12 protein-coding genes are annotated in these 12,569 nt (G+C 55.0%); 6 read left to right on the top strand and 6 right to left on the bottom strand.

Annotated features, from left to right (window positions below; translation table 11 throughout):
- Positions 1 to 20: 20 nt before the first annotated feature.
- The 3 genes from ACTU3N_RS08510 to ACTU3N_RS08500 are packed head-to-tail and all read left to right on the top strand — an operon-like array spanning position 21 to position 4,696.
- Positions 21 to 1,361 (top strand): TolC family outer membrane protein, encoded by a 1,341-nt coding sequence (locus ACTU3N_RS08510; protein ID WP_443085695.1) that lies wholly within the window; start codon positions 21 to 23, stop codon positions 1,359 to 1,361.
- Between the two features lie 23 nt (positions 1,362 to 1,384).
- Complete coding sequence (locus ACTU3N_RS08505) at positions 1,385 to 3,517, top strand: type I secretion system permease/ATPase (protein ID WP_443085694.1); 2,133 nt, start codon at positions 1,385 to 1,387, stop codon at positions 3,515 to 3,517.
- A gap of 9 nt (positions 3,518 to 3,526) precedes the next feature.
- Positions 3,527 to 4,696 carry an HlyD family efflux transporter periplasmic adaptor subunit gene (locus tag ACTU3N_RS08500; protein WP_443085693.1) on the top strand — a complete coding sequence of 390 codons (1,170 nt, stop codon included), beginning with the start codon at positions 3,527 to 3,529 and terminating at the stop codon, positions 4,694 to 4,696.
- A 45-nt stretch (positions 4,697 to 4,741) separates the two neighbouring features.
- Here ACTU3N_RS08500 and smpB read toward each other — a convergent pair whose 3' ends face one another.
- On the bottom strand, positions 4,742 to 5,224 hold the full coding sequence (gene smpB / locus ACTU3N_RS08495; RefSeq protein ID WP_443085692.1) for an SsrA-binding protein SmpB: 483 nt from the start codon (positions 5,222 to 5,224) through the stop codon (positions 4,742 to 4,744).
- Positions 5,225 to 5,384: 160 nt separating this feature from the next.
- Here smpB and ACTU3N_RS08490 point away from each other — a divergent pair, with 160 nt between their 5' ends.
- A complete protein-coding gene (locus ACTU3N_RS08490; protein ID WP_443085691.1) occupies positions 5,385 to 5,822 on the top strand; it encodes a type II toxin-antitoxin system RatA family toxin in 438 nt (145 codons plus the stop codon).
- Positions 5,812 to 6,108, top strand: coding sequence for an RnfH family protein (locus ACTU3N_RS08485; protein WP_443085690.1), 297 nt, complete (start codon positions 5,812 to 5,814; stop codon positions 6,106 to 6,108). Before ACTU3N_RS08490 ends, ACTU3N_RS08485 begins: the two co-directional genes overlap by 11 nt.
- 277 nt (positions 6,109 to 6,385) lie before the next feature.
- On the opposite strand, the gene bamE is transcribed toward ACTU3N_RS08485, so the two are convergent.
- The 3 genes from bamE to nadK all read right to left on the bottom strand — a co-directional run bounded on the left by bamE (position 6,386) and on the right by nadK (position 9,563).
- Positions 6,386 to 6,724, bottom strand: a complete 339-nt coding sequence (gene bamE, locus ACTU3N_RS08480) for an outer membrane protein assembly factor BamE (RefSeq protein WP_443085689.1) — start codon at positions 6,722 to 6,724, stop codon at positions 6,386 to 6,388.
- A gap of 148 nt (positions 6,725 to 6,872) precedes the next feature.
- Positions 6,873 to 8,534 (bottom strand): DNA repair protein RecN, encoded by a 1,662-nt coding sequence (recN, locus tag ACTU3N_RS08475; RefSeq protein WP_443085688.1) that lies wholly within the window; start codon positions 8,532 to 8,534, stop codon positions 6,873 to 6,875.
- Positions 8,535 to 8,684: 150 nt separating this feature from the next.
- Positions 8,685 to 9,563: an NAD(+) kinase gene (gene nadK, locus ACTU3N_RS08470; protein WP_443085687.1), complete on the bottom strand. Its 879-nt coding sequence runs from the start codon at positions 9,561 to 9,563 to the stop codon at positions 8,685 to 8,687.
- A 121-nt stretch (positions 9,564 to 9,684) separates the two neighbouring features.
- Here nadK and grpE point away from each other — a divergent pair, with 121 nt between their 5' ends.
- A complete protein-coding gene (gene grpE, locus ACTU3N_RS08465; RefSeq protein ID WP_443085686.1) occupies positions 9,685 to 10,281 on the top strand; it encodes a nucleotide exchange factor GrpE in 597 nt (198 codons plus the stop codon).
- Between the two features lie 37 nt (positions 10,282 to 10,318).
- Here grpE and ACTU3N_RS08460 read toward each other — a convergent pair whose 3' ends face one another.
- Positions 10,319 to 11,596: an HlyC/CorC family transporter gene (locus ACTU3N_RS08460; protein WP_443085701.1), complete on the bottom strand. Its 1,278-nt coding sequence runs from the start codon at positions 11,594 to 11,596 to the stop codon at positions 10,319 to 10,321.
- Between the two features lie 25 nt (positions 11,597 to 11,621).
- Complete coding sequence (locus ACTU3N_RS08455) at positions 11,622 to 12,410, bottom strand: cytochrome C assembly family protein (RefSeq protein ID WP_443085685.1); 789 nt, start codon at positions 12,408 to 12,410, stop codon at positions 11,622 to 11,624.
- Between the last annotated feature and the right edge of the window lie 159 nt (positions 12,411 to 12,569).

Genomic DNA, 12,569 nt, shown 5'->3' with positions numbered 1-12,569 from the left:
GGCAATCCAAAGGTGGACACATGAAAAAAGTGGTATGTGCGTTGTTATTGGTGATGCCCGTTACATACGCAGTGGCTGCCGCCAGCGAGAAAGCAGAGTATCGCTGGCAGGCAGCGCCCAGCGAACAGCTACAGGCACAGCTGACGATTAAAGAAGCGATATTGCGCGCCTTTGCCCGCAACCCAAAAATCGCCCAGGCAGCGGCGCAAATTCGCGTCGGCAAAGCCAACCTTGACGAAGCGCAGAGCGCCTGGTTTCCGCAGGTTTCTCTGCAAGGGAACCTCGGGCGTTCGCACCGTACTGATTCCGCCGGATCGTTAAACAATAACGGCTCCGGCGGCGTCACGTTAAAGCAGTTGCTTTATGACTTTGGCAAAACCGGCGGCAGCATTGACGAGCAGCACAATCTTTCCGATGCCTGGCGCTATGAGCTTTACACCGCGCTGAACGATGTCGGGATGCAAACGCTGCAGGCCTATTTACAGGTTAAACGTTACCAGACGCTGGCTCAGGCTGCGCGCGCTAATATCAACTCGCTAAATAGCGTCTCGGAGATGGCGGACCTGCGCGCCGATGCCGGACTTAGCTCCCAGTCGGATGGCCTGCAGGCGCAGTCGCGTATAGCCGGGATGAATGCTTCGCTTGCCCAGTTCGAAGCGCAGATGCACTCCGCCCAGGCCGCGCTCAGCGTGCTGACTGGCGTGGTGTCAGACACGCTACCGGATCTGCCGGAAGATTTGATGAGACAGAAAATCACGCTGGATGCGCTGCCTTACGAAAGCAATAACCTGGTGCGCAGCGCGCAGGCAAAGCAGCTGGCGGCAGAGCAACGCATCCGTCAGGCGCAGGCGCAGCACTGGCCAACGCTCTCAGTGCAGGCGGGGCGGACACGCTACGAAAACGATCAGAGCAGCTACTGGGATGATCAGGTGCAGCTGGTGGTGGATGCGCCGCTCTATCAGGGCGGGGCGGTCAGTGCGCGTGTTGATGCAGCCGAAGGCGACAGAGCCAGCGCACAGGCGCAGGTTGAAGCCAACAAGCTGGATATCAATCAACGTGCGGCCACGGCATGGGCCGATTTGACGGGTGCGCAGCAGCGCCAGCGGGCAGGTGAAGCGCAGGCGGTCAGCGCCGGGCGCGCCAGAGGAGTCTATCGTGACGAATACCGGCTGGGTAAACGCAGCCTTAACGATCTTCTTAGCATCGAACAGGATGTTTTCCAGGCAGACAGCGCATCGATAACCGCCCGTTACGATGCCTGGGATGCGGCCGTACGCTATGCCGCGGCGGCAGACAACTTGCTGGATATGCTGGGTATTGAACGCAGTCGTACCGTGGGCGATGACTTGCCCACGCTGTAGGCGTAAACGATGCAGGAGTAGTAATGCAACAGGCTGATACCGAAAGCTGGATTAATGTAATGGTGCGCGCGGCGGGGCGTTTTGGCCTGCCAGCGGATGCGCCTGCCGTGCGCCAACAAATGCGCTGGTTTGAGTCGCTGGCGCAGAGCGCAAAACTGGAGCGACTCAGCGGTTTAATGGGTCTACAGGTGCGCAGTGTGCCACTGGCCAACATGCGCTGGAGCGCGCAAAACCTGCCGGCCATTGTGCAGCTTGAGAGCGGCGAACTGATACTGCTGGAATCACTGGATGCCGACGGCACCGTCACCTACTGGCTCGATAACGGTGGTGATTTGGTGCGCGAAGAGGCGCTGGAAACGCTGCTCACGCGCGTGCAGCCAGAGGTGGTGATGCTCGGCATTGCGGCCCGTGGCCGTGATTCACGCATTGATGATTTTACCCGCCCCTGGGAAGCGCACTGGTTCTGGAAGCATTTTCGCCATAGCGGTCGCAAGCTGACCGAAATAGCGATGGCGTCCGTGGTCGGTAACGTGCTGGCGCTGGCGGGCATTCTTTTCTCTATGCAGGTGTATGACCGGGTCATTCCGGCACAATCTTTCCCCACATTGTGGGTGCTGTTTTTCGGCGTACTGCTGGCGGCAGGGCTGGAGTACTTTATCCGCCTGGCGCGTACCCATGTGTCGGACATTATGGGTAAGCATATCGATCTGAAAGTCTCCTCGCTCTTTTTCGCCCGCGCGATGGCGATTAAAAACGATGCGCGCCCCAAATCCACCGGATCGTTTATCTCCCAGTTGCGTGAAATCGATCAGGTGCGTGAACTGTTAACCTCCACGACCGTCGGCGCCGCGATGGATATTCCTTTCGTGTTGCTGTTTCTCGGCATCATGGCGCTGGTCGGCGGCCCGCTGGTGATTATCCCGTTGATTGCCATTCCGCTTATCGTGATCCCGGGTTTGCTGGTGCAGTGGCCGATGGCGCGACTGGCGAAAGAGGGCATGCGTGAAAGCGCGATTCGCAACGCGGTGCTGGTGGAGTCCATCGAAGGGGTGGAAGACATCAAGGCGCTGCAAGCGGAGCCCTATTTTCAGCGCCAGTGGGAGCACACGCACGCGGTCGGCGCGAACATTGGTATGAAGCAGCGTGTCTGGGGCGCGCGTCTCAGCGGCTGGGCATCGACAGTGCAGCAGGTCACCTACGCCGGGATGCTGGTGTTTGGCACCTTCCTGGTGCTGGACAGCGCCATCACCACCGGTACGCTGGTGGCCTGTAGCTTGCTCTCCTCGCGCACCATCGCGCCGTTGATGCAGCTGACGATGGTCTTTTCCCGCTGGCAGCATGCGAAATCCGCCATGACTGGGCTTAATGAACTGCTGAAAAAGCCGCTTGATAAAGAAGCCGACAAAAAGATGGCCCATTGCCCGGTACTGGCAGGGCACTTTCAGGCGCAGCAAGTGCAGTACAGCTACGATCCGGAAAAAGGCGATCAGGCGTTGAATATCAGCGAACTGGAAATAAAACCCGGTGAACGTGTCGCTATCCTGGGCAAAACCGGCGCGGGGAAATCCACGCTGCTGAAGCTGCTCTCCGGCCAGGCGCAGGCCAGTAAAGGCAAAATTATTATTGATGGTGTTGATATGTCACATATCGATCCTGACGATGTGCGGCGGCAAATCGGCTATTTGTCTCAGGATTCACGCCTCTTTTTCGGCACCCTGCGCCAGAACCTGATGCTCGGTCATCCGCACGCAACCGAGGCGGAGCTGATTCAGGCGCTGCGTATCAGCGGGGCGATTAACCTCGTGCAACAAGATGCTGCCAGTCTGGATCGCCTGATAAACGAAGGCGGGCGCGGGCTGTCCGGTGGGCAGCGGCAGATGGTGTTGCTAAGCCGCCTGATTGTGCGTAATCCACAAATTGTGCTGCTGGATGAGCCTACCGCCTCGATGGACGAGCAGCTCGAAGCCTGGGTTATTCGCCAGCTTTCTCAATGGCTGACCGGGCGCACGTTAGTGCTGGTGACGCACCGCCCGGCATTGCTCAATCTGGTGGACAGAATTGTGGTGATGGAAAACGGCAAAATCGTCGCCGATGGTCCGCGCGATACGCTGCTTACTCAGGCGGCGCGTAACAGTAATGTGGCGTCTGTCGCCTGAGGATGTGAAATGAGTCAACTCTCAATGCAGGATGATTTAGCGCGCCAGGGGCGCTTTTACTCCTCGGTCATCTGGCTGACGCTGCTTGGCCTGGTGGTGTTTGTGCTCTGGTCGGCCTGGGCGATACTCGATGAAGTCACGGTCGGCACCGGCAAAATCACGCCTTCGACCCATGCGCAGGTGATTGAAAGTCTTGATGGCGGGATAGTCAGCGCGCTGATGGTCAAAGAGGGGGATATTGTTGAGCGTGGGCAGATGCTGGCGCGCCTGGACCCGAAACGTTTTCAGTCGAATTACGGCGAAGCGGCTGCCCGGGTGCGTGCGCTGCGCGCTTCCAGTGAGCGCTTACGTTCTGAGCTGACCGGCGAGCCGTTGCAGTTTAGCGCGGAATCTCTGCGCGAACCGGACCTGGTCGCGCGCGAGCGCCAGCTCTATGAGTCGCGGCGTCGCAACCTGAATGAAACCGTGGCGAACCTGCAAAAATCCTACCGTCTGGTGATGTCTGAGCTTCGTATGACGCAGCCGCTGGTGGCGAAAGGCGCAGCGAGTGATGTCGAAGTGATCCGTTTGCAGCGCCAGGCGGCGGAGCTGCAAGGTAAAATCGACGAGGCGCGAAACCAGTTTGCGGTGCGCGCCCGCGAAGAGCAGGTGAAAAATAATGCCGATCTTGATGCGCAGTTGCAGGTGATGGCCGGGAAAGAGGATCAGCTCGATCGCGCGACGCTCTATTCGCCGGTGCGCGGTATCGTGAAAGATATCCAGGTCACCACCGTCGGCGGGGTATTACAACCTGGCGGCAAGCTGATGGAGATTGTGCCGCTTGAGGATCAGTTGCTGGTGGAAACCCGCATCAACCCGCGCGACATTGCCTATATTCGCCCTGGATTGCCCGCTACTGTGAAACTGACCGCTTATGATTCGTCGATTTACGGCGATTTAAAAGGCGAGGTAGAAGTGGTGTCACCGGATACCTTGCAGGATGAGGTACGCCGCGACCAGTTCTATTACCGGGTGTATGTGCGCACGCAGAGTGCTGAACTGAAAAACCGTAACGGTCAATCGTTCCCCATAATGCCAGGGATGATTGCCAACGTTGAGATCAAAACCGGGCAGAAGTCGGTGATGGATTATCTGATAAAACCGCTGAATAAACTCAATGAGGCGCTGCGGGAAAGGTAACGGGAAGCTTATGCCCTCTCCCGGTGTGAGAGGGCGGCGCGAACCTTAACGGCCTGCGTTTTTCATAATGCGGGCTTTATCGAGCTGCCATTCGCGCTCTTTCAGATCCGAACGTTTGTCGTGCTGTTTCTTCCCTTTCGCCACGCCAATTTTTACTTTGCACCAGGCGTTTTTCCAGTACAGGGAGAGCGCGACGACGGTGTAACCTTCGCGGTTGACGCGGCCATACAGTGAATCCAGCTCGCGCTGGTTAAGCAGCAGTTTGCGGGTACGCGTCGGATCGCAGACATAATGGCTGGAGGCAACTGACAGGGGCGTGAAATTCGCGCCGAACAGATAAGCTTCGCCCTCTTTAAGGATCACATAGCTGTCGCCAATATTTGCTTTGCCCGCGCGCAGGGATTTCACTTCCCAGCCCTGCAGTGCCAGCCCGGCCTCAAACTCTTCTTCGATAAAGTATTCGTGGCGCGCGCGCTTATTCAGCGCAATGGTGGCTGAACCTGGTTTATGTGCTTTTTTCTTCGTCATAAGTGTCGTGAAGCCATCCGGTAATCTGTTATCTGAAACTTACCTCATTGCATCCTGTGAGGTTTAACGCGTTATCTTAGCATGAGTTCAGGCTTTGCGTTTTCCTTTCCGCCAGGGGAGATGGTATTATTTGGTGAATGTGTGAACATGGAAAACCCTAATGCCTCAGATTAGCCGTACTGCGCTGGTGCCTTATAGCGCAGAACAGATGTATCAGTTAGTGAACGATGTAAAATCCTATCCGCAGTTTCTGCCTGGCTGTACCGGTAGCCGGGTTCTGGAGTCCGGGCCGACGCAGATGACCGCAGCGGTGGATGTTTCCAAAGCCGGGATCAGCAAAACGTTTACCACCCGTAACACCCTGACGTCTAACCAAAGCATTATGATGCACCTGGTCGATGGCCCGTTTAAGTCGCTTATCGGCGGATGGAAATTCACGCCGCTCAGTAGCGATGCGTGCCGTATTGAGTTCCAGCTTGATTTTGAATTTACCAATAAGCTGATTGAGCTTGCCTTTGGCCGCATTTTTAAAGAGTTGGCCTCCAATATGGTGCAGGCTTTTACCCTTCGTGCGAAAGAGGTTTATCGTGTCGGGTAAGATTGCAGTGCAAGTTGCCTATGCGCTACCAGAAAAACAGTATTTGCTTACGGTAATGCTGAATGAGGGGGCGACGCTCGAAGAGGCGATTCGCGCCTCTGGCCTGCTTGAATTACGCGATGATATCGATCTCAAGGTTAACAAAGTAGGGATTTATAGCCGCCCGGCGAAACTGCATGATGTGCTGCGCGATGGCGACAGAGTTGAGATTTACCGGCCGCTGATTGCTGACCCGAAAGAGTTGCGCCGCCAGCGTGCGGAGAAGTCGGCAAACGCGAAGAAGTAGCGTTTTGCTTATCATGCTGGCTGAGTGTGGTTTTGCTGCGAAGTCAGAGAATGTGATAACTGATAAAACAGATTAGTTGCCACACCGCTGTGCAGGGCGCGAAAGCGAAGAAGCTGTTTCGCACAAAAAAGCGCTGTTGTGCCGTTGATAGTCTGTACGCGTGAAAACGTCGCGTTGATAACACAGTCTATTCAGACGTAAAAAAGGTGCCGAAGAGCACCTTTTTTGTTGTCAGTCTTAAGCCACTTTTACCGGCGGTAGCGGCTTAATGAACGGATTATTTGTTCAGCGCAGGCTTGTTATCAATATTGGTCAGCACACCGCTGCTGTTGAAGGTCAGCGTCAGCGTTTGCTGCGTAGGGTTTTCATGGCCTGGCTGCTGACGGAACACGTAGAACCAGGTATTGCTGCCAAACGGGTCGGTCATCATCGGCGTACCGAGTGCATAAGCAACCTGCTGTTGCGTCATACCCACGCGGATTTTAGAAACATCGGTTGGCGTCAGGTAGTTCCCCTGATTGATATCAGGACGGTAAACCACGCGTTCCACGGTAGAGCAACCAGCGGTCAACATCAGAAGAACCGCTGCGGCAGCAGTCAGCATTTTACAGCGCATAGTGATTTGATTCCTTTTCGGGCCTGAACAGTACGTGGCTCATATGTAATATGCCGATAATAATAGACCTTTCGCCAGTTTAAAACCTTTGCGGCCTGGTCTGTTTACGTTTTTGTCGGGAATTCAGACCCTGTGATTGCCAAAAAGTTTACGCTGCCAGCAGCTCTTTAGCATTCGCCAGCGCATTACGCGTCACTTCGCTGCCGCCGAGAAGACGCGCCAGTTCCTGCAAACGCGCCTTTTTATCCAGCGGTTGCATATGGGTTTCGGTCATCGCGCCGTCAGTTTCTTTGCTGACAAAGAAGTGATGATGCCCACAGCCTGCCACTTGCGGTAAATGGGTGACGCACATTACCTGCGTAGATTCACCCAGCTGGCGCAGCAGTTTGCCAACCACAGCGGCCGTCGGCCCGCTGATGCCGACGTCTACTTCGTCGAAAATCAGTGCCGGGGTTTCCATTTTACGTGCGGTGATCACCTGGATTGCCAGCGCAATACGCGACAGTTCGCCGCCGGAAGCGACTTTAGCAATGGCTTGAAGCGGCTGGCCTGGGTTTGTGGTCACGCGAAATTCGATGCGATCTGCGCCATCAGCGGTTAAAGAGTGCGCGTCAAAAGCGACGTCAATATGGAATACACCGTGCGGCATAGAGAGCGCATGCATACTTTCGGTGATTAGCTGGCTAAGCTCCTGCGCATATTTTGCGCGCTGAGCATGCAGCTTCTGTGCGCTTTCCAGCGCCTGTTGATGATGCTTTTCAACGGCCAGCGCCAGCGTTTCCTGGGAGTCCGCCTGGTCGTCGAGCAGCTGTTGTTCGTCAAGCAGGGACTGGTGGAACTGCGGAAGCTCTTCCGGGCTGATATGGTGTTTACGTGCCAGCGATATCTGGCGGGAAATACGCTGTTCCAGCTCAAACAATCGATTTGGGTCCAGATCCAGGCGGTCACAGTAGTGGCGCAGCTCGTCGCTGGCTTCGCTTATCTGGATAGCGGCTTCTTCCAGCATATCAAGTACGCCGGAAAGGCGCGGATCCATCCCTGCCAGTTCGCCCAGCATCTGGCGCGCGGTATACAGCTGGCTTTGCAGATTCACCTCTTCGCCATCAGCCAGGACATTCAGCGCCTGCTGACTGGTTGAGAGCAGCTGCCCGCTGTTAGCCAGGCGCTTATACTCTTCATCGATTTGTTCGAATTCGCCCGGCTGCGGATTAAATTCGTTCAGCTCTTTTAACTGATAGTGCAGCAGCTCCGCGCGGGCAGCGCGCTCCTGGCTTTGTTGCTGATGCTGCGCCAGCGCGCGGCAGCTCTGGTGCCAGGTACGATAGTGTTCAGCCATTTGCTGAGTAAGTGCGTACTCACCCGCATAGCCATCCAGAAGCGTTTTTTGATGTTCGGGTTTTGTCAGCAATTGATGCGCATGCTGGCCGTGGATCTGAATGAGCAACTGACCCAGTTCACGCAGTTGGGAAAGCGGCACCGCTGTACCATTGATAAACCCACGGGAACGCCCGTCGCTGCTAATCACCCGGCGAAGTAAACACTCACGCCCGTCTTCCAGCTGGTTCTCTTCCAGCCAGCGCAGGGCCGCAGGGGTATCTTTTAAGGAGAAGCGGGCGCACAGATCGGCGCGAGGCGCACCGGCACGCACCATGTCAGCTTCAGCCCGACCGCCCAGGCACAGCCCGAGCGCGTCAATGGCAATGGATTTACCCGCCCCGGTTTCGCCGGTAATAGCCGTCATCCCGCTGTGAAAATCAATCTCAAGCTCACGAACGATAGCGAAATTACTGATGGTCAGTTGTGCCAGCATGGTTGCTTTCCTGTATGAAAACGCTGTCCGACATGCTTCAGGTGTGCGCTTTATTAACGCGAGTACTGCCTGAAGGATGAATGGTTTATTACTGTGTTTTCGTACAGTATAAACTGGTTTTATATACAGTAAAGCCCTGTATGTTGATTTTTAGAACAATTTTTTCGACCAGCCGAGCTTCGAGCTTAACGTATTGAAATAGCTGTAATCTTTTGGATGGATAAGAATGAGATGATAGTCGCAGCGGCGGATAAGCACATCTTCACCTTCCTGAATCGGTAGCGCGATTTGGCTGTCGCAGCTCACTTCCAGATCGCTACGGCGATGGGAGAAACGCAGGCGGATGGTGCTGCTGCTGTTAATCACCAGCGGGCGCGCCGAGAGCGTGTGCGGGAACATCGGCACCAGCGTGATGGCATCCAGCGAGGGGGTTAAAATCGGCCCACCGGCGGAGAGCGAATAGGCGGTCGAGCCGGTCGGGGTAGAGATAATCAGCCCGTCTGAGCGCTGCGAGAAAGCAAAAATTTCATCGATATAGACTTCGAATTCAATCATATGCGCCACTTTGCCAGGATGCAGCACCACCTCGTTAATCGCTGTGCTTATCCGTTTCTGGCAGTTCTGCTGGCACACCTGCACTTCCAGTAAAAAGCGTTTTTCAGCAATAAAGTGACCTTCCAGCACGTCGGCCAGCTGCTGCTGCGCATTATCCGGGTCAAGGTCGGTAAGAAAGCCGAGATTGCCGCGGTTGATGCCAATAACGTTGATGTCATAGCGCGCCAGCGTACGTGCCGCTCCGAGCATATTGCCGTCGCCGCCGACGACCACCGCAAGATCGGCATACTGACCGATTTCCGCGAGTGTGCCCGTCTTCACATTTTTGAGTTGTAATTCCTGGGCAATCTGTTGCTCAACAATGACCTCATAACCTTTGGCGCACAGCCAGCGATAGAGCATTTCATGTGTGGTCAGCGCGGTGGGGTGCCGTGGATGCCCGACAATACCAATACACTTGAAATGATGAGTCATTTTCTGGTGGTCCTTGTGCGAATGAATGGTGACAATCTGTCTCGCTCCCTTGAATCCACGAAACTGATCCCCATAATAATGCAGGTTAGCGAGATGAATGCAAAAAAACGCGGAGAAATTCATGAGTAGTAAAGAACAGAAAACGCCTGACGGGCAAGTCCCGGAAGAAAATATCACGGAACAGCATGACGAAGTTGAGGCCGTTGTTGAGTCTGACGATTCTGCTGAGCAGGTGGATCCGCGCGATGAGAAAATTGCGAATCTTGAAACGCAGTTAGCCGAAGCGCAAAATCGCGAGCGCGAAACCGTTTTACGCATTAAAGCGGAAATGGAAAATCTGCGCCGCCGTACTGAGCAGGATATTGAAAAGGCGCATAAATTTGCGCTGGAAAAATTTGTCAACGAACTGCTGCCGGTGATCGATAGCCTCGATCGCGCGCTGGAAGTCGCTGATAAAGAGAACGCTGATATGGCCGCAATGCTTGAAGGCATCGAACTGACGCTGAAATCCATGCTGGATGTGGTGAAAAAATTCGGCGTCGAAGTGATTGCGCAAACCAACGTGCCGCTGGATCCAAACGTACATCAGGCTATTGCGATGGTCGAGTCTGAAGACGTTGAAGCCGGCAAGGTGCTGGGCGTGATGCAAAAAGGTTACACCCTCAACGGCCGCACCATTCGCGCAGCGATGGTGACGGTAGCGAAAGCGAAGGCGTAATCTTCAGCCGAAACCCTCTCCACCCGAGAGGGTTTCTTTATTCTGCCACGCTCTCGCGCAGCGTTTTGACCGGTATCACTCTGACTTGCTTAATCATATTCTCCTGCACGTCGAGAATATCGATATCGTAATGCCCGATACGCACGCGCGTGCCGGTTGCCGGGATCTCCTCCAGTGCTTCCAGCAGCATACCGTTGACCGTGCGCGCTTCGTCTTCCGGAAGCCGCCAGTTGAACGCTTTATTCAGTTCCCGCACGCTGGCGCTGCCGTCAATAATGACCGAACCATCATTCTGCGGCGTTGCTTCATCTGCCAGCGCCGGAGACATTGAGGTGGTGAAATCCCCGACGATCTCCTCAAGAATATCCTCAACGGTGACCAGCCCCTGGATATCGCCGTATTCATCCACAACCAGACCGACTTTCTTTTTATTACGCTGAAATTTCACCAGCTGCACGCTCAGCGGCGTGCCTTCCGGGATATAGTAAATTTCGTCCGCCGCGCGCAGCATCACCTCTTTGGTGAACTCATTTTTCTCCGTCATCAGGCGGTAGGCTTCCCGCACGCGCAGCATGCTGATGGCGTCATCCAGCGAGTCGCGATAGAGCACGATTCGCCCGTGCGGAGAGTGGGTGAGCTGGCGAACGATCGCCTTCCAGTCATCATTGATATCAATACCGACGATATCGTTGCGCGGCACCATAATGTCGTCAACGCTGACCTTTTCAAGATCCAGCACGGAAAGCAGCATGTCCTGATTGCGCCGGGATATTTGCGAGCGTGATTCATGAACAATGGTACGCAGCTCATCTTTGCTCAGCGCGCTGCTAATCACTACATCCGCTTTGATCCCCATCATGCGCATTAGCAGGCGCGTCACACTATTGAGCAGCCACACCAGCGGCATCATGGCAATCTGCAGGGGCGCTAACAGAAAACTGCTCGGGAAGGCGACTTTTTCCGGATAGAGGGCGGCGACGGTTTTGGGCAGCACTTCGGCAAACACCAGCACCACGAAGGTCAGCACGCCGGTGGCGATGGCCACGCCCGCATTGCCATACAGGCGCATCCCGACGATCGTCGCAATCGATGATGCGAGGATATTGACAAGGTTGTTGCCAATCAGCACCAGGCTTATCAGGCGGTCAGGTTTTCGCAGCAGCTTTTCGACGCGCCGTGCGGCCCGGTTGCCCTGCTTCGCCAGATGGCGAAGACGATAGCGGTTGAGCGTCATCATCCCGGTTTCGGAACCGGAAAAATACGCCGAAACCACCACCATGATGATCAGGGTGACGATCAGCGTTGTGGTGGAGATGTGTTCCAGAAGGGACTCCTTTGTTTTAGCTCACAAACTGTTGCAGAACGCGGCTGCCAAAATAGGCCAGCGTTAAGATTCCCGCGCCTGCGACGTTAAACCAGACGACCCGGCGCCCGCGCCAGCCTTCATGGTAGTGGCCCCACAGCAGGACGATATAAACAAACCATGCAAGGATGGAAAGCACCGCCTTGTCGATATTCTCCATACTGAACAGGTTCTTCATATAGAAGAGGCCAGTACAGAGCGTCAGCGTCAGCAGCACCACGCCCACCTGAGTAATGTGGAACATTTTGCGCTCGATAACCATCAGCGGCGGCATTTCGCTACTGAATGCCAGGCGTTTGTTTTTGAGCTGATAATCGATCCAGGCCAGCTGCAGGGCATACATCGCTGCAATAATCAGTGTGGCATAAGAGAAGAGCGACAGCCCAATATGCACCATCATGCCGGGCGTGGCTTCCAGATGCGTGATGTACTCATTGGGCACGAAAATGGCAAAGGCGAGATTGATAAGCGCGAACGTATAAACGATGGGGAGCAGCAGCCAGCCGCGATTCTTCGAGGCGACGATAGTCATTACCGTGCAGATCATCAGGCTAACCAGCGATCCGACATTCAGCAGGCTGAGATTTTGCCCGCCATCATCAGGGAAAATCCGCTCTTTTAAGCCGAAGCCATGGAAAATCAGCGCAATCACCGCTGAAAGAATGGCCATCCTGCGCCAGCCGCTATTTTTTTGCAGCAAGCCAGGGACGATCAGCGCAATGCTGATTGAATAGGCAACAAGAGCGATCAGTGCGAAAACAGGCATATAGATTGTCGGCAGTTGACGGAGGAAGAAAGAAAGGCAGTATAACGTTACGTGACCCTGCCTCCAACCGTTGCATCACATACAGGAGCAATGTCTTCATGTTATACTGCAGAAAATTTCTTTTTGCGCCGCCCAGGTGGCCAAACGTATTACCTCAGG

It is taken from the genome of Vagococcus sp. WN89Y, from assembly GCF_052220145.1.
Lineage (GTDB): Bacteria > Pseudomonadota > Gammaproteobacteria > Enterobacterales > Enterobacteriaceae > Kosakonia.
The sequence above is the reverse complement of the archived record's forward strand: the minus strand, read 5'-3'. Positions and strand labels throughout refer to the sequence as shown.

Bases quoted from the DNA above. Each gene is read 5' to 3' on its own strand.
- ACTU3N_RS08455 (WP_443085685.1), bottom strand. From the start codon at position 12,410: ATGCCTGTTTTCGCACTGATCGCTCTTGTTGCCTATTCAATCAGCATT.
- bamE (WP_443085689.1), bottom strand. From the start codon at position 6,724: ATGCGCTGTAAAATGCTGACTGCTGCCGCAGCGGTTCTTCTGATGTTG.
- ACTU3N_RS08510 (WP_443085695.1), top strand. From the start codon at position 21: ATGAAAAAAGTGGTATGTGCGTTGTTATTGGTGATGCCCGTTACATAC.
- recN (WP_443085688.1), bottom strand. From the start codon at position 8,534: ATGCTGGCACAACTGACCATCAGTAATTTCGCTATCGTTCGTGAGCTT.
- ACTU3N_RS08505 (WP_443085694.1), top strand. From the start codon at position 1,385: ATGCAACAGGCTGATACCGAAAGCTGGATTAATGTAATGGTGCGCGCG.
- smpB (WP_443085692.1), bottom strand. From the start codon at position 5,224: ATGACGAAGAAAAAAGCACATAAACCAGGTTCAGCCACCATTGCGCTG.
- ACTU3N_RS08490 (WP_443085691.1), top strand. From the start codon at position 5,385: ATGCCTCAGATTAGCCGTACTGCGCTGGTGCCTTATAGCGCAGAACAG.
- grpE (WP_443085686.1), top strand. From the start codon at position 9,685: ATGAGTAGTAAAGAACAGAAAACGCCTGACGGGCAAGTCCCGGAAGAA.
- ACTU3N_RS08500 (WP_443085693.1), top strand. From the start codon at position 3,527: ATGAGTCAACTCTCAATGCAGGATGATTTAGCGCGCCAGGGGCGCTTT.
- nadK (WP_443085687.1), bottom strand. From the start codon at position 9,563: ATGACTCATCATTTCAAGTGTATTGGTATTGTCGGGCATCCACGGCAC.